Below are 15,082 nucleotides of genomic sequence, written 5' to 3' on the forward strand. Positions count from 1 at the left end.
GTTTACTGATTGTAAGCTTATGATCCCGTTTGTTTATGACCGATACCGATTTACAGGCCAACGAGGAGAATCAGATGACGATAGCTTCCAATCTCTTACATCAGCATATTCAGACGTTTGTCGCGAACAACACGCAATGGCAGACATTGATCGCCGATGATCTCTTGTGGGAGCTGCCTTATGCACCTTCCCTTGGCCATCCAGCACGGCTGACGGGACGACAGGAGGTGATGAATCATGTAACGTGGTTCCTGGAGGCAGTAGAGAATTTCCGTTTCTTCGACGCCAAGGTCTACGCCTCAACCGATCCAGAAGTGGCGATTGCCGAATTTAGTGCAGAAGGATTCATCAAGCCGACAGGACGTGTCTATATCCAGAATTACGTGCTATTTTTGCGGGCTTCAGAAGGAAAAATCATATTCCTCCGCGAATATTTCGATCCCGTGCAGGCGGCCAAGGCTCTGGATACGCCAATTCTCGGTATCGAATCCTGAGAACAATGGGTGCATCCAGGCGCGATGAATCGTCAAAAAGCATCTTCACGGTGATATGTCGATGCTGGAAGCGTACTGATCTTCACAAAAGCCATGGCCGGTTGCTGCCAGGGCTCTTGATTTCGATATTATGGATGCGACGCAAAGGCGGTTTTTGTGTTTACCCGATCGGAATTGCGGCGCGAATCGATGCTGAATGCGCCGGCTCCGAAAGCCATCACTTGAATCAAACCCCCCGTCATGGCGATATTCTTCATCAGGTGGATGAACTGATTCTGGTCGCCAATGACGTTATGAAACGCTACACCCGTGACCACGGAGAAGATCGCCAAAGCCAATGCGGTAATACGTGTTTGATAGCCCAATGCAAGCAGAAGACCGCCGATGACTTCCACGGCTACGGCGATCGCTAGCCCCAATGCTGGAAAAGGCAAACCGACGCGGGATTGCCCGCCAGCTGCCCGGAGGCTGTAAACGCATAATCCCAAGCATCCTGACGCGGCCTTTTAGCTTTGCCCAAACCGTTTTGATATTTTATACTCTAAAATCATGAGATTACCATAAGTCCCCCAGCACCCTGTTGATAATAAAAAGCACGACGGCGAGGGCAATCAAGCCCAGTAACGGCCGATTCTCTTCAATTACGTTAGTTGCCAGGTCAGATATTCGAGTAGATCGGCGGAGATAGTACAACGCAGCAATAACGCCAACTACCAGTGCCGCGTACAATAGTTCCACATACCCCGTTTCATAATACCATTCGTTGTTGTCCATGCTTAATTATCCCGGATCAGCAGTTGACCGCTCATTTATCACCGTTTTTCAGCCTGGTGCCACGATCCAGAAAATTCAGGCGGAGCGAAGCAGCTTCAGCAGCTCTTCTGCGCCAGGTCCCGAAGAGGCTGGGTTCTGGCCGGTTACCAGCTTGCCGTCCACCTGGACGTAGGGAACCCAGTTGGTAGTCTTGCTATAGATGCCCCCCCGTTCCTTTAGCCTGTCTTCCAGTAGGAAAGGTACCACCGTGGTGAGGTTCACCGCCTCTTCTTCCTCATTGGTAAATCCGGCCACACGCTTGCCTTTAACCAGATACTCACCATCTTCTCCGCGCACATTGACAAGCGCGACCGGTGCATGACATACCGCGGCCACTGGTTTACCGGCCTTTACGAAAGCTTCGATCAGTGCAATGGATGTCGCGTTTTCGGCCATATCCCACATCGGGCCATGTCCGCCGGGGTAGAAAACCCCATCGAAATCATCCGCCGATACATCAGCGAGCTTTTTCGTGCTGGCAAGTTCAGCCTGCGCGGCGGTATCCATGCGAAAGCGCTGCGTTAACTGGGTCTGATTTTCGGTTAAATCACTTTTCGGATCAAGTGGAGGCTGGCCGCCTTTTGGCGATGCCAGCGTGACCGCTACGCCGGCATCCTTCAGCACGTAATAGGGAGCGGCGAGTTCTTCCAGCCAGAAACCCGTTTTTTTGCCGGTGTTCCCGAGCTGGTCATGCGACGTGAGAACAATGAGCACCTTCATGGCGGATCCTCCTTTCTTTGAGAAACTTTTTCTGCTACTTCCTCTACTTGAGCGAGCAGCGCCTGTCGGAAAAATACAGTAACAAAGAATGGTTCAATAAACTACATTTTTATTGTGGTTTCCCGCATTGAATGGAGCTGAACCCAGATAATCCATTAGACGGCTTTCCGAGCCTACCCAAGTACAGGCAGTTAGTTTGCGGCCGTTTTTGCCGCCAGGTTATGGACTTTCTTCCAACCGGAAAAACTCCTCGCAGCCCGTCTCGCCATCACTCGCGTCCTAATGGACTATCTGGGGTCAAACCGGCTGTTTGCACCGGCGATAGAAGTGCGCGTATATCGGATTCCCAGCCCTTGAACTTTTTTGCCGCATGTTTTCTTTGTGCTGCGGTTGTGGTGCTATGGAGGTTTGCTACAAAAGCGCAGTTGTATCGCGATAATTGTTCTGTGTATTTTCGATAGTCATCATTAGGTGAGCGGTGAATACGCTCGACGTAAGCGCGCAGCATAGCCTGTGCCTTTTCCTGACTCAAGCCATTCCCCCTCAATTGACGCAGCACCTGCATGAAATCCTGCTGGCGCCGTTGACGTTCGGTATTCCATATACTGACGTCATAGGGCGAAAGGGTTACCAACCGGGTGATGAGTTCTTGTTGCGTTTTATCGAGGTCACCGTAGAAAAACTCCGCTCGTTCAACCGTGCGCTTGATCGATTTCTTGAGTCGCTGAGAGGCGTCGCCTCGCAGGTTTTCGTCCTGGAATTCCTTGTTGGACTTGGTATATCGCTGTTCGATATTCTGCATCTGCTGTGGCGTCAGCGTTGAGGCTATTTCCACGGTTGCCGGTGTGGCGCGCTCGAATGCCTCGTCCATGTAGCCGCGTACTTCGGTCCACAAGCCGCACGTACGCTCGGCGGTGATATCTTCCACTACGAGATTTTGCGCGTGAGCAAGCAGATTGGCGTATTCGGGCAAGTGCGCACGCCGATGCCAGGCAAACCATTGTGTGAGCGCCTCGCGGGTGCGCGGTTTTTGCGCATCGTTGAAATCCACAAACCCGTCAAGCCACCAGTAAGTCAGATAATCCGCCTGGTTGTAGCCAAGGCGCATTACACTGCATCCCGCAAAGGTAGACAAGACCAATGCGAGCATCACGATCATTGGCAACTTCAAAGAAGATTTAATCATGTCTATCATGTGCCGCACGGCAATCTGGATCTTATCCCGAATGTTTCATAAATTTGCGCGTCCTCGCTGGTGTTTTGTTTCGTATCGAAATTTTGTTCAGTCGAGCGTATGAATAACTACGCCACTCTTTCACAAAATCCTACTACAAAACAAGATCCTGTGCGATCATCACGCAAATTTATGAAACATTCGGGTTATATTTTCGATAGCGCTACGATACAGTCAACTCCAGCAGAAATCCATTTTCTGCTTTATTTGCTCTGACGGAAAGATGCAGGTAGGCTTTGCAAGAAATTCGGACGCTCCTGACAAGCAAATGACGGAAACCTACGACGTAGTCGTCATCGGTGGCGGCATCCACGGTGCGGGTATTGCCCAAGCGGCATCAGCGCGAGGCTTTTCGGTGATGGTGCTCGAGCAGACCGGGATCGCAAGTGGCACCTCCAGCCGCTCCAGCAAGCTCATTCACGGCGGGCTGCGCTATCTGGAAAGCAGGCAATTTTCGCTGGTGCGCGAATGCTTACGCGAACGCACCCTGTTGCTCGAGCTTGCGCCACAACTGATTGAGCTTAAACCATTTTACATTCCGGTATATCAGGATACTACGCGCCGTCCCTGGCTATTGCGCGCAGGATTGAGTCTTTATGCGGTGCTGGGTGGTTTGCATCCGGCAACGCGCTTTCGCCGCATACCGCAAGACCAATGGAAGCGCCTGGATGGGTTGGACACGGCTCACCTTGAAGCCGTGTTTCAGTATAACGATGCGCAGACCGATGATGCGGCACTGACTCGTGCGGTCATGCGCTCGGCGCAGCGGATGGGCGCGCAATTGAAAATGCCCGCCACATTTACCAGCGCCCATCTTGATGACCGGTACAACACAATCGAGTACCGGCACAACGGAACCATTGAAACATGCAGGGCGACGGTGCTGGTCAATGCAGCCGGACCGTGGGTGCGGCAGGTATTGAGCCGGATTACGCCGGCCCCTCCTCAGCTCAAAATCGAACTGGTCCAAGGCACCCACATCATGGTGCCGGGCACGCTCACGCAAGGGATCTATTATGTCGAAGCACAAGACGAACGGGTGGTATTTGTGATGCCCTGGCAAGGAAATATACTGGTGGGTACAACCGAATCCATCTATCAGGGTGACCCGGCGGATGTCAGACCGCTGCCGCAGGAGACCGCTTATCTGATGGAAACGCTCTCACACTATTTTCCATGCTATCGATCCGGGTTACCCATTCTTGAAGCCACTGCGGGTTTGCGTGTTTTACCCTCAAGCGGAGACGGAACTGAAAGTAGTGCGGTATCCGTCAATGCGCGTTTACGCGAAACAGTTTTGCAATCCGATCGGCGGAATCGCCCCCGTCTCCTTACCGTGTATGGCGGCAAACTGACAACGTATCGCTTGACCGCCGAGCGGGTGATGGCGCATCTGGCAGATGTGCTGCCGGTGCGTGAAATGGTTGCAGATACCCGTCATCTGAAGTTGACTTGAATCGATCAAGCCGTGGCGGCGAAGCCCCGGCCTGCGGTTTCTTCGTCCATAATCTACTTACGCCGGATGGACCCCAGCTCCTGGCCAATCTCGTTTACCGTCTTGATGCCTCGGAGTGCTTCCAGTACCACATTGGCCTTGAATTCATCTGCAAAATTCTTGCGCTTCATCTCACTCATCACCCGCTCTTTTTTACAGCAGGCTGCATCCCAAATTATTATCCGGAAATCGGGTCCGTTAACTGCCGGGATTTCTTATGGTGGCTGGCTATTTTGAATTTTAAGATCTATAAAACAAAGGAACAATGTTGTAAATCGCTCCTGAGTATTTGTCCACCAAGTGCTGGTTCAACCGTTATTCCCTATACTCATTCTTTTAAATTTGTTCCATGGAGAGTCTCATGTGTCTGCCTCTTTTACTACTCCCCGCAAATCGCCTGATTATCTCCGCTATGCTTTTTCTTGCGATCGCCTCCCCCACGGCGTTTGCGCAGGTACCACAACCCGCAGAGGCGCCGCAGCCCGCTGAAAAAACCATGAAAAGCATGATTTCAGCTATTCGGGCCAACTTCTTACCGGATTTCGTAGCACCCGGAGATGAAGCGTTTCAAGCTGGGATGACACGGGAAATGCTCAGTAGTATTAACCAATCCCTCGCCTCTCGTCTCACGCAGGGTTACACCACTACGTTCTTGACCAGGCTGAATCAGCAGGGATTCGAGGTTTACGTCTGGAAGTTGGAGTTCAAGGACGGCAATGATGATGTGCTTGTATTCATGGCCCTAAAGGACGGAAAAGTCGGCGGATTCTGGCTGAGGTAGTTTATCCATAAATACCTGACTCAGCAGCTCAACTATTCGTGCGAACCGGAGGCGTGAATGAAAAAGATCAAATGGATGTGCCTTGTCCTTATCCTGTTTGGATTGATTTCTGGCACTTCTGCATGGGCGCGGGGTGGTGGGGGCGGAGGCGGAGGTGGGGGATTTCGCGGTGGCGGGCACATGGGGGGCGGAGGCTGGGGGCATGGTGGTGGTGGACATCCCGGAGGGATGCATTATGGGGGTGGAGAGCATTTCGGTGGAGGCGTAGGTTATTATCGGGGCGGTGGCGTCGGTTTCTATCGTGGGGGTGGATTTGGCTACTATCGCGGCCCAAGAGGTTTCTATCGCGGTTATGGTTATGGTCTCGGATTTGGTTTTGGCGGATACGGGCTGGGATTAGGGTTAGGGTATGGACTTGGGTATAGCCTGGGTTATGGTGGTTATGGTTATGGGCCGCCTTATTACCCGTATCCACCCGTGGTAACCGTGCCTGCGGCACCGCCAGTATACATACAGCGACAAGACATGCCGCCACAAGACGATATGCAGCGCTCTATGCAGCCACCACTCAACTATTGGTATTATTGCAGAGCGTTAGAAGGCTATTACCCGTATGTCAAGGATTGCCCGAATGGCTGGGAGCAAGTGGCTCCGCAGCCGCCTGCCCAATAATAAGTAGCGGCTGCTGTAGATGGTCCTCCTCCCAACCTTCGGTCGACACACCATGCTGGCTATCGATATCCAGCACCCCGGAGGGCCGGAAGTGCTGATGCCTGTCTCACACCCGATCCCCCAACCCGCAACCGGACAGATCCTGATCAGGGTGGAGGCGGCCGGCGTCAATCGTCCTGACATTGTGCAGCGGCGCGGGTTGTATCCCCCGCCGCCGGACGTTTCGGAGATCCCGGGGCTTGAAGTTGCCGGAAGGGTTGCCGCACTTGGCCATGGAACGATCCGCTTCAAGTTGGATGAAGAGGTATGCGCACTCGTCGCGGGTGGCGGTTACGCTGAATACTGCGTCGTGCATGAAAGCAATGCACTGCCAGTGCCGCAAGGCTTCAGCATGGTGGAAGCGGCGGCCTTGCCGGAGACTTTCTTTACGGTTTGGACTAATGTATTTCAGCGAGGCAGGCTAAAGGGCGGCGAAACGGTGTTGATTCATGGCGGTTCCTCGGGCATCGGCACGACCGCTACAATGCTGTCGAAGGCATTTGGCGCGACTGTGCTGGTGACCGTGGGCTCGGAAGAGAAGCGGGAGGCCTGTCTGGCGCTGGGCGCCGATCTCGCGATCAATTACCGCACACAGGATTTCGTCGAAGAATCGAAAAAATTCACCGGCGGCAAAGGTGTCGATGTCATCGTCGATATTATCGCCGGCGACTACGTCGCGCGAAATTACAAGGCGGCTGCGCTGAATGGCCGCATTGTACAAATTGGGGTCCAGAATGGCGCTGCGAAGGAGTTGAATCTGATGACCATGCTAATCAAGCGTCTTACGCATACGGGGTCGACGTTGCGATCCCGCAGCGTTCCCGAGAAAGCCCTGATTGCGCAAGAACTGGAACGCCAGGTCTGGCCTTTGCTGAATGAGGGAAAATTAAAGCCCCTGATATTCAAGGTCTTCGGGTTGGAGGAAGCGGCCAAGGCGCATGCGCTGATGGAATCCGGCACGCATATTGGCAAAATTGTTTTGACCACTGCTCAGTATACAGATCGCGGTTTGTAATACTACGCTGAGGAATATCCCATACTCTCTATGGATTCGATGGAGCAGCCATCGATTGCCCGCGATGGACAATTATGCTCACCAGCGCCAGCCCGGCAAGCAGCATGGCATTCGTCTCGGGCTCAGGTACCGCGGTTATCTGCAAGGCAACGAACTGAGTAAATTGTGCGTTGTTGAAGTTGTTGTCCGACACGAGAATCAGAGTTTCCATGCCGTTGATTTTCGGGCCGAAGGCAATGCCTTCGATGTTGTCGAGCGCCAGCGGAGTGCCGTCGTCATGCTTCAGGTCGGATAGGTCAAGCAGCAGAGTTTTGGTCACGGCATTGATGTTTTGACCGGAAATCGATTCCAAGCCGGAAACATCGGTGGCGTTCCGCGCATCGGCGTAGAACAGGCGAATAGTATTGCCGGTGACCGGTGTGCCAGGCGTCTGGGCACCCACTGCAAAGGAGCGCTCCATCGTAATGAACTGGCGATCGCCAACCACGATAAAATCGGTCAGACCGTTGGTGGCAAACAGCCCTGCCGGAACGGGCGCGATGGCGACCGGCGACACATCATAAATATACTCGGCCTTTGATTGTCCTGTTGCAATGTCGAAGGACAGGATGCGCGAGCGGGAGCCGCTGGAAATGGATGCCGGCAAGCTGTCTTGGGTCAGACCATTCTCGGTGGCGGTATACAAGGTGTTGCCGTCTTTTGAAATAGCCAGATTCTCGAAGCCCAGGTTGTTGTGAACGCCCTTGTCACCTGCGGCAAGTCCGGCAGCAGAGCCGGAAGGATGATAGCGATGGGGTACGGCAAAATCGCGCACCTGACTGCCATCCATGTTCATTTCGCGTACAGTAGGATTCTGAAACCCAGCCCCGCTACGCTGGCCTTCATTGCTCCAGTAGATTCTGTTGCGGGCGGGATCGAAGCGTAAGCCCTCGGGGTCCACCGTGTTGGCGGCGAAGGCGCCGCCACCCGCTTTCTGAATGGTGGTAACCGTATTGAAGCTTACGCCGTCCTGGCCGGGAGCGGATGAGCGCCGAAACTTCTCAAGATCCAGGCTCAATTCATAAAAACGGGCCGGATTGATATTGCTGCGGTCATCGCTGATGGCAAGGTATCGACCCGTGCCATGATTGTAATCCAGGGAGGAGAGACCACCCACGGTGGTGCCATTGAAGGTTGTCCCGGTAGGGATGATTTGTTGACCCAGATAACTCAGTCTGGAATTTACTGAGAAATCGACTGCATGGACTGAGGCGACACTGATGGCAAATAAGCTGGCGGCAAATACGATGGCACACGTTTTTCGAATGAAATCCATTGCGGAAATCCTTGTTTCAGATTGAGACCGAACAAGTATTTTAGACCCTCCAGATGTCAGTTATATGATGGAAGCCATGTTCCAGATCAAACCGTCCAGGCAGCGGGGAGCGAGCTGTCTGACCAGATACCGCCCGTTGCACCTTCATTCAGAAAGATAATTAAAGAACTGAGGGCCGCTTACTTGACTTTTCCTAATAATTCGATGATTATAGAACTATGGAAACGAAAGAAGCAGTCATTGCCCTTGCCGCGCTAGCCCAGGAAACGCGCCTTTCAATATTTCGCCTCCTGGTACAGATAGGACCAGAAGGAATTCCTGTGGGGCAGATCGGTGAAGAGGTGAAAGTCGCGCCCGCCACGCTATCGTTTCACTTGAAGGAGCTCTATCACGCAGGGCTGATTTCATCGCGCCAGGAAGGCCGGTTTATCTACTACACGGCCAATTTCGAGCGTATGGCTGCAATCATGACCTTTCTCACCCAGAATTGTTGTCAGGGTATGCCGCAGGAGTGCCTTACCGTGGTTGAAACCGCTCTTGGAGGATGCTGTCCGCCGCAATCCAACCCTAAATCTACAAGGAGCCAATCATGAAACGTTTTCACGCTCACATTGCCGTTGATGATCTTGAAGCCAACATCCGCTTTTACTCCGCAGTATTCGGAGTGCCTCCTACGGTAGCAAAACCTGATTACGCAAAATGGATGATCGAGGATCCGCGGATTAATTTTGCTATCTCGAACCGTAGCGCAAAAACCGGGCTGGACCATTTGGGGTTTCAAGTCGATTCAGATGAGGAGCTGAACGAATTGCGCCAGAAAGTAGCCAATGCGGAGATTGCCGCGCTTGATCAGCCACTCTCGGAATGCTGTTATGCGCGTTCGGATAAATATTGGATCACCGACCCGCAGGGTATTGCCTGGGAAACCTATCATACGCTCGGCGCGGTCGAGATTTATGGGATGGATATGCCCAAAGCCGCAGAACCTGTCGCTGAACGGGCCGCATGTTGCACCCCCAGGTCCAATTCAATTAACGCCAGCCCGAAGCGCGCAAGCTGCTGCTAAAGATCATGACCATTCGCCCCCTCAACGTTTTGTTTCTGTGTACTGGCAATTCTGCACGAAGCATTCTTGCCGAAACTTATCTCAATGCGTCCGGACAAGGCCGGTTCCACGCCTACAGTGCTGGAAGTTTTCCAACGGGCAAGGTAAATCCCTATGCGCTTGAGCTTCTGGAGAAAAATCACCTTCCAACCGAAGGACTCAGGAGCAAGGCATGGGATGAATTTGCCAAGCCCGAGGCGCCGAAAATGGACATCATCATTACGGTCTGCGACCAGGCCGCAGGGGAAGTGTGTCCAGTCTGGCCTGGGCAACCTGTTACGGCACACTGGGGCGTGGAAGATCCGGCGGGAGGAGTTGGTGATAGTGATGCCAAGCGGGCCGCCTTTCTCCACGCCTTCTCGGTGCTACAGCGGCGCATTAACCTTCTTGTAAATCTCGACCCCGGCGCGGTTACCCGCATGGCTATGCGGCAGGAGCTGCAAGCGATCGGTGAAACACAATGAGGTAGCGTCGAATCCTGAAATATTACTGAATATCGCTTCTGGCAAACTCCACCCCCCGGACTCCCCGACACACCGTTTAGCCCGTTCTGTTTCAGACTCAGCTGCTAAAGCCTGCTAGTCACCGTGAGCGGTTGACCCGTTTAAAGGGAGAATGACATGCTTGTCGCCTTACTGATTTTTCTTGTCACCATTATTCTGGTGATCTGGCAACCGCGCGGGCTCGGAATCGGCTGGAGCGCTACGCTCGGGGCCTCGGTGGCGCTGCTATCCGGCGTGGTCCATCTCGCCGATATTCTAACAGTCTGGCAGATTGTCTGGAATGCAACGGCTACCTTCATCGCCGTTATCATCATCAGTCTGCTGCTGGATGAAGCCGGTTTTTTCGAATGGGCGGCCCTGCATGTGGCACGGTTGGGCGGTGGACATGGCAGGATGCTATTTGCCTTGATTGTCTTGCTCGGAGCGTCAGTTGCTGCCTTATTTGCCAATGATGGCGCGGCCCTGATCCTCACGCCTATCGTAATGGCGATGCTCCTGGCGTTGGGATTCAATCCGGGAACGACTCTCGCGTTCGTAATGGCGGCAGGCTTCATCGCCGATGTTGCCAGCCTCCCCTTCGTCGTTTCCAACCTGGTCAATATTGTATCAGCCGATTTTTTCAAGATCGGTTTCAAGGCGTACGCCGCCATCATGATTCCGGTGAATATCGCTGCCATCACCACCGCTCTGGCGGTGTTATTGCTCTATTTTCGTAAAAGTATTCCGACACGCTATGACATGAATCAGCTTAAACGGCCAAATGATGCCATTCGGGATAGAACTACATTCCGCACCGGTTGGGTGGTGCTCGTGCTGTTGCTGGTCGGATTTTTTGGCCTCGAACCGCTTGGGATACCTATCAGCGCAGTGGCCGCTGCCGGGGCCGTACTTCTGTATATCGTGGCTGCGCATGGGCATGTCATCAGTACCCGCAAGGTGCTTCGGGAGGCCCCCTGGCAGATCGTAATCTTCTCGCTCGGCATGTACCTCGTTGTTTATGGGCTGCGCAATGAGGGGCTTACCGACCATCTTACCAGACTACTCGATTACTTTGCACAAGGAGGGATATGGGGAGCCGCGTTCGGAACGGGCGTCCTTGTGGCGCTATTGTCCTCAGTCATGAACAATATGCCAACGGTGCTGGTGGGAGCGCTTGCCATTGATGCCACAAATGCAACAGGTGCGGTCAAAGACGCAATGATCTACGCCAATGTGATTGGCTGCGACCTGGGCCCCAAGATCACGCCTATCGGTTCATTGGCAACTCTGCTATGGCTTCATGTTCTGGCACGCAAGGGTATGAGGATTACCTGGGGCTATTATTTGAAGGTGGGGATAATACTTACCACGCCGGTATTGCTTGTTACACTGGCGGCGCTGGCATTACGTTTGTCTGAGCAATGAAGACGTGAGCATGCAAACCATGAGGGAGATATAGAGAAGTATCAAATAAGCATTTACTTTTGGGGGTTGGACTGGAGCCATGCCTCAAAACTCGTCGGGCCGATGCGCGCGTTATTGCCGGGGACGAGGGATTGATCATTCAACTCCGCACCGAAGTAACGTGAGTGGACGTCTGCGATTACCTTGCGTGCATCTCGCTTTGCACTCAAGAATCGCTGGGCAAGTTCGGCAAGAGGTACCCGCTCGGGACCCGCCACCTCGACGGTGCCGTTGACCGGCGCTCCCAACGTGGCGTCAGCCATCGCTGCAGCCACGTCATCCGAGGCGATGGGCTGCACAAGAGCGGGTGACAGGCGAACCGTTTGTCCATCCGTTTCCGCCTCAGCGACGATGCCACCCAAGAACTCAAAGAACTGCGTCGAGCGGACGATCGTGTAGGGAATCTTGGATGCCTTGATCAGCTTTTCCTGGGCCATCTTCGCGCGGAAATAACCATTCTCGAGAAGGCGGTCGGTGCCGACGACCGACAGTGCAACGTGATGTCCCACCCCAGCGGTCGCTTCCGCGGCCAGAAGGTTACGACCTGACGTCTCGAAGAATTCCAGAACAGCCTTGTCCTCGAATGAAGGCGAGTTCGCAACGTCGACGACCACCTGAGCGCCTGCAAGAGCTTCAGCCAGTCCCTCGCCAGTGATGGTGTTGACGCCCGAGGAGGGTGACGCCGCTACCACCTCATGGCCGTGCTGACGAAGCTTGTTCACGAGCTTTGTTCCAATGAGCCCGCTTCCGCCAATTACTATGATCTTCATGTTTAACTCCTTATTTCGTCGCCCGTAAGTCAGGGCTAGTATGTTCCGTTAAGGTTGCAGTGGATAAAATCATGGTTATCCCGTAGAACTCTGCTAAAGCCTTGGTGGCTGAACAGGCACCCATTCCACTTCGCTGTTTTAAATTTGGGTGGCTCTTTATCCATAGTCATGGAAGCTCTGGAAAACTCAATCCGATTGCTGTAGAACGTAGGTATGGATCAGCTTAGCCACGAAGAATTTAAGGAATTGCCATAAAGCGCCCGCTGACTCGCGCTTGGTAGCCGCATTGGTGGCGTGGACAGTGGTGAGCATCTTCATCAATTCGATCATACCAAGGTGCAAAATTCCTGCACCAACCACCGGCCCCGTGGAATCGATACCTTCGTGCAGCGTGCTATACAATGTGGTCGTCTCCCCCCACAGCTTCCAGAATCCACCCAGCCGTACCCGTTTTTTACCAGCCAGATAGTAGGATTTACCGCCATGTCGAAATCCCAGTTCATATACCATGTATGTCAACATCGGGTCGCCGCTAGGCATAAAAAGGCTGAATACGCCGGACTCGGCTGGAATCGCTAGACCAAACGGAGGGAAGTCAATGTGTCCAGTGAGACCAGCCTTGTGCTGGGGGTCGGCGAGGAAGATCTTAATGTCTTCAATGTGAATGGTTGCGTGCATCGTCAATAGGATAGTTGCCCGCGCCCCGATGCGTGGCTCAGTTACACCTAAAGTGAAGCTGCCAGCCATGGTTTCCCGGAAAGAAACGCCTGTACCGGATTCACACATTTGTGTTGCGCGAGGATCGAATGGCGTTGAATTCATCGCGATCTAATGTGCGATTTTTCGTCTCACTATTTGTCGTTCTTGACGATGTTTTTTTCGTTGGTATCGACGACGAAGACGGCCAGCAGGCGTGCGGGCTGAGTCTTACTATTATTTGCGCTGACGCCATGATGATCGCCAGGTAATTCGGCGAAGTTCTCGCCGGCGCGATAAACCTTTTCCGGTCCGTCATTGACTTTGCTACGAATTTCCCCCTCCAGCACTGTTGCATAGATGAAAGCCGACTTTGGATGGGTATGTGCGGGCGAGGAGCCACCCGGCTGATATTCGACAAGCACGCCTTTCATGCTCTTGCCGGGCACATTCGGAAGAACGTGATCAAAGACGACTGTTACTTTGGACTTATCACTGGGCAAGCTATCGGCTGAAGCTGCACTTACGGAAAGTGCTGCGAAGGCAACTCCGCAGAGAAATCTAGTAAACATGGTTTTCTCCTTTCGTTGATAAAAATTAGTGGATACAAGTCCACCACATGATGCCCCCCATCCCCATTTATTTAATCCGCGGATCAGAAGGCATATTCATTAATCGGGCCTGATCATGGGAAAAGTACTCTCAGGTGCGATCCGGGTTGTCGTCCTCCCTTACCGAGCCCCAGCCTCTCTCGGCAAGATAAGACTCCCATAACCGAAGGTTTTTGCTACCTTTATGGCAATTATCCAGGCATTTTTGGACAAAATGACTTTCCATTATGTTTATTGTGGTTTGAGGGTGGGGTACCCTTCGATATATACCCAGTCGGTTTGTTTTGCCGGCACATGGCAGGGAAGACAGCTTTCCAGATAACCTTTAGACGTGTTGATTTTCCGGTTTTTGGCTTCAAACAGCGCCCATCCCCAGCCTTCCCCCCAGTTGGCATTGCCTTTGAAACGACCTTTTGTATCCTTGATCATCACAAACCAGACATCTGTATCGCCTGCCCATAGCGCCGGTCCAGTGGTCAACGTACGTGAGTTGATCTTGCGGATTTCCTTGATTAAAACTGTGCCATCGGGAAATTGGCCGGTTTCAAGAAACGCCTTGACTACCTCCGGCTGTGTGTAAACATCGTGGAAACCGTAGCCGGGCGCCTTGGCATCATTAACCACCCATGAGCCTAAATGACTCCAATACGGTCTGTAGTTTTCAGGCACGCTGATTTCGCCGGTTTTATCGACATAAGTTGCATAGGTTTTGGTTGCAACATCACTTGCCTTGGATTGATAGGTAAATAGAACTCCGGTCAAGCCCAGGAATACAGCTAAAAAATAGTTCATCGTATATTTTTCCATTTTGCCTGTTAGAAGGTTAGCCATGCTTACGCCTTCACAGGATAACGGCTGGAAGTGGCAACGCGATTCCAGGCATTGATGACTATCGAAAGCCACTCGACAGCCGATATTTCATCCTTTGACAGATTGGCTGCTGCTTGCTCATAGATGGCATCTGGCACTTGCCCGTCAGAGATCAGTGTTATTGCTTCTACCAGTGCCAATGAGGAACGTTCCTTTTCTGTGAAATACCCAGCTTCCCGCCAAGCTGGCAAGACGCTTATGCGATCGCTTGACTCGCCACTGGATAAGGCATCTCGAGTATGCATCCTCACACAGAATGCGCACTGGTTGAGTTGGGATGCACGAAGGCGCAATAGATGTGCAAAACCAACCGGGATGCCTGCGGAAGCAACGGCCTCAACCGACAGCTTCTCAAGGCCCATGACTGCCTGGTAGAGGGCTGGAGCGGACTTACCAAGATTGATTCTTTCTGACATGGCATCTCCTTACGTGTATGTACAAGGCTAACGAATAAGCTCATCGGCCCGGCCGCTCAACACCTGCGTGATAACGACAAGCCGCCGAGC

General features: G+C 52.9%; 19 protein-coding genes and 1 pseudogene. 9 read left to right on the forward strand and 11 right to left on the reverse strand.

What is annotated here, in order from left to right; genetic code table 11:
* The first annotated feature begins 74 nt into the window (after positions 1–74).
* Complete coding sequence (locus tag BLO43_RS01150) at positions 75–494, forward strand: nuclear transport factor 2 family protein (RefSeq protein WP_090905821.1); 420 nt, start codon at positions 75–77, stop codon at positions 492–494.
* Positions 495–622: 128 nt separating this feature from the next.
* On the opposite strand, the gene BLO43_RS01155 is transcribed toward BLO43_RS01150, so the two are convergent.
* From BLO43_RS01155 to BLO43_RS01170, 4 genes are all read right to left on the reverse strand, one after another.
* Positions 623–928 carry a DoxX family protein gene (locus BLO43_RS01155; protein WP_217628003.1) on the reverse strand — a complete coding sequence of 102 codons (306 nt, stop codon included), beginning with the start codon at positions 926–928 and terminating at the stop codon, positions 623–625.
* 121 nt (positions 929–1,049) lie between these two features.
* On the reverse strand, positions 1,050–1,268 hold the full coding sequence (locus BLO43_RS01160; protein ID WP_074632109.1) for a hypothetical protein: 219 nt from the start codon (positions 1,266–1,268) through the stop codon (positions 1,050–1,052).
* A 75-nt stretch (positions 1,269–1,343) separates the two neighbouring features.
* Positions 1,344–2,027, reverse strand: a complete 684-nt coding sequence (locus BLO43_RS01165; RefSeq protein ID WP_090905246.1) for a type 1 glutamine amidotransferase domain-containing protein — start codon at positions 2,025–2,027, stop codon at positions 1,344–1,346.
* 268 nt (positions 2,028–2,295) lie between these two features.
* Positions 2,296–3,213: a DUF6279 family lipoprotein gene (locus tag BLO43_RS01170; RefSeq protein WP_090905248.1), complete on the reverse strand. Its 918-nt coding sequence runs from the start codon at positions 3,211–3,213 to the stop codon at positions 2,296–2,298.
* Positions 3,214–3,529: 316 nt separating this feature from the next.
* Here BLO43_RS01170 and BLO43_RS01175 point away from each other — a divergent pair, with 316 nt between their 5' ends.
* Positions 3,530–4,717, forward strand: coding sequence for a glycerol-3-phosphate dehydrogenase/oxidase (locus BLO43_RS01175; RefSeq protein WP_090905822.1), 1,188 nt, complete (start codon positions 3,530–3,532; stop codon positions 4,715–4,717).
* A 60-nt stretch (positions 4,718–4,777) separates the two neighbouring features.
* On the opposite strand, the pseudogene BLO43_RS16970 reads toward BLO43_RS01175, so the two are convergent.
* Positions 4,778–4,896, reverse strand: a pseudogene (locus tag BLO43_RS16970) (IS3 family transposase); the annotation flags it as partial.
* Positions 4,897–5,117: 221 nt separating this feature from the next.
* Here BLO43_RS16970 and BLO43_RS01180 point away from each other — a divergent pair.
* Genes BLO43_RS01180 through BLO43_RS01190 form a run of 3 tightly spaced genes read left to right on the forward strand, consistent with a single transcriptional unit; the run spans position 5,118 to position 7,263 of the window.
* On the forward strand, positions 5,118–5,537 hold the full coding sequence (locus BLO43_RS01180) for a hypothetical protein (RefSeq protein WP_090905250.1): 420 nt from the start codon (positions 5,118–5,120) through the stop codon (positions 5,535–5,537).
* A gap of 57 nt (positions 5,538–5,594) precedes the next feature.
* Complete coding sequence (locus BLO43_RS16625; protein ID WP_175443811.1) at positions 5,595–6,209, forward strand: hypothetical protein; 615 nt, start codon at positions 5,595–5,597, stop codon at positions 6,207–6,209.
* Positions 6,210–6,228: 19 nt separating this feature from the next.
* Positions 6,229–7,263 carry an NAD(P)H-quinone oxidoreductase gene (locus BLO43_RS01190; protein ID WP_254773261.1) on the forward strand — a complete coding sequence of 345 codons (1,035 nt, stop codon included), beginning with the start codon at positions 6,229–6,231 and terminating at the stop codon, positions 7,261–7,263.
* 28 nt (positions 7,264–7,291) lie between these two features.
* On the opposite strand, the gene BLO43_RS01195 is transcribed toward BLO43_RS01190, so the two are convergent.
* Positions 7,292–8,578 carry an esterase-like activity of phytase family protein gene (locus BLO43_RS01195; protein ID WP_090905252.1) on the reverse strand — a complete coding sequence of 429 codons (1,287 nt, stop codon included), beginning with the start codon at positions 8,576–8,578 and terminating at the stop codon, positions 7,292–7,294.
* A 218-nt stretch (positions 8,579–8,796) separates the two neighbouring features.
* Here BLO43_RS01195 and BLO43_RS01200 point away from each other — a divergent pair, with 218 nt between their 5' ends.
* The 4 genes from BLO43_RS01200 to BLO43_RS01215 all read left to right on the forward strand — a co-directional run bounded on the left by BLO43_RS01200 (position 8,797) and on the right by BLO43_RS01215 (position 11,590).
* Complete coding sequence (locus BLO43_RS01200; RefSeq protein ID WP_074632116.1) at positions 8,797–9,171, forward strand: ArsR/SmtB family transcription factor; 375 nt, start codon at positions 8,797–8,799, stop codon at positions 9,169–9,171.
* A complete protein-coding gene (locus BLO43_RS01205) occupies positions 9,168–9,644 on the forward strand; it encodes an ArsI/CadI family heavy metal resistance metalloenzyme (RefSeq protein WP_090905257.1) in 477 nt (158 codons plus the stop codon). Before BLO43_RS01200 ends, BLO43_RS01205 begins: the two co-directional genes overlap by 4 nt.
* A gap of 5 nt (positions 9,645–9,649) precedes the next feature.
* Positions 9,650–10,147: an arsenate reductase ArsC gene (locus BLO43_RS01210; protein WP_090905258.1), complete on the forward strand. Its 498-nt coding sequence runs from the start codon at positions 9,650–9,652 to the stop codon at positions 10,145–10,147.
* Positions 10,148–10,303: 156 nt separating this feature from the next.
* Entirely contained in the window at positions 10,304–11,590 is a 1,287-nt protein-coding gene (locus BLO43_RS01215; protein WP_090905259.1) for an arsenic transporter, read from the forward strand.
* 53 nt (positions 11,591–11,643) lie between these two features.
* Here BLO43_RS01215 and BLO43_RS01220 read toward each other — a convergent pair whose 3' ends face one another.
* The 5 genes from BLO43_RS01220 to BLO43_RS01240 all read right to left on the reverse strand — a co-directional run bounded on the left by BLO43_RS01220 (position 11,644) and on the right by BLO43_RS01240 (position 14,992).
* On the reverse strand, positions 11,644–12,399 hold the full coding sequence (locus tag BLO43_RS01220; RefSeq protein WP_090905262.1) for an SDR family oxidoreductase: 756 nt from the start codon (positions 12,397–12,399) through the stop codon (positions 11,644–11,646).
* 186 nt (positions 12,400–12,585) lie between these two features.
* Positions 12,586–13,221, reverse strand: a complete 636-nt coding sequence (locus tag BLO43_RS01225; protein WP_139149207.1) for a hypothetical protein — start codon at positions 13,219–13,221, stop codon at positions 12,586–12,588.
* 29 nt (positions 13,222–13,250) lie between these two features.
* Positions 13,251–13,667 carry a cupin domain-containing protein gene (locus BLO43_RS01230; protein WP_090905266.1) on the reverse strand — a complete coding sequence of 139 codons (417 nt, stop codon included), beginning with the start codon at positions 13,665–13,667 and terminating at the stop codon, positions 13,251–13,253.
* A 270-nt stretch (positions 13,668–13,937) separates the two neighbouring features.
* Complete coding sequence (locus BLO43_RS01235) at positions 13,938–14,537, reverse strand: cytochrome P460 family protein (protein WP_254773262.1); 600 nt, start codon at positions 14,535–14,537, stop codon at positions 13,938–13,940.
* A 2-nt stretch (positions 14,538–14,539) separates the two neighbouring features.
* On the reverse strand, positions 14,540–14,992 hold the full coding sequence (locus tag BLO43_RS01240) for a carboxymuconolactone decarboxylase family protein (RefSeq protein WP_090905268.1): 453 nt from the start codon (positions 14,990–14,992) through the stop codon (positions 14,540–14,542).
* Positions 14,993–15,082 lie beyond the last annotated feature (90 nt).

This window comes from Nitrosospira sp. Nsp13 (assembly GCF_900101945.1).
GTDB classification, from domain to species: domain Bacteria; phylum Pseudomonadota; class Gammaproteobacteria; order Burkholderiales; family Nitrosomonadaceae; genus Nitrosospira; species Nitrosospira multiformis_D.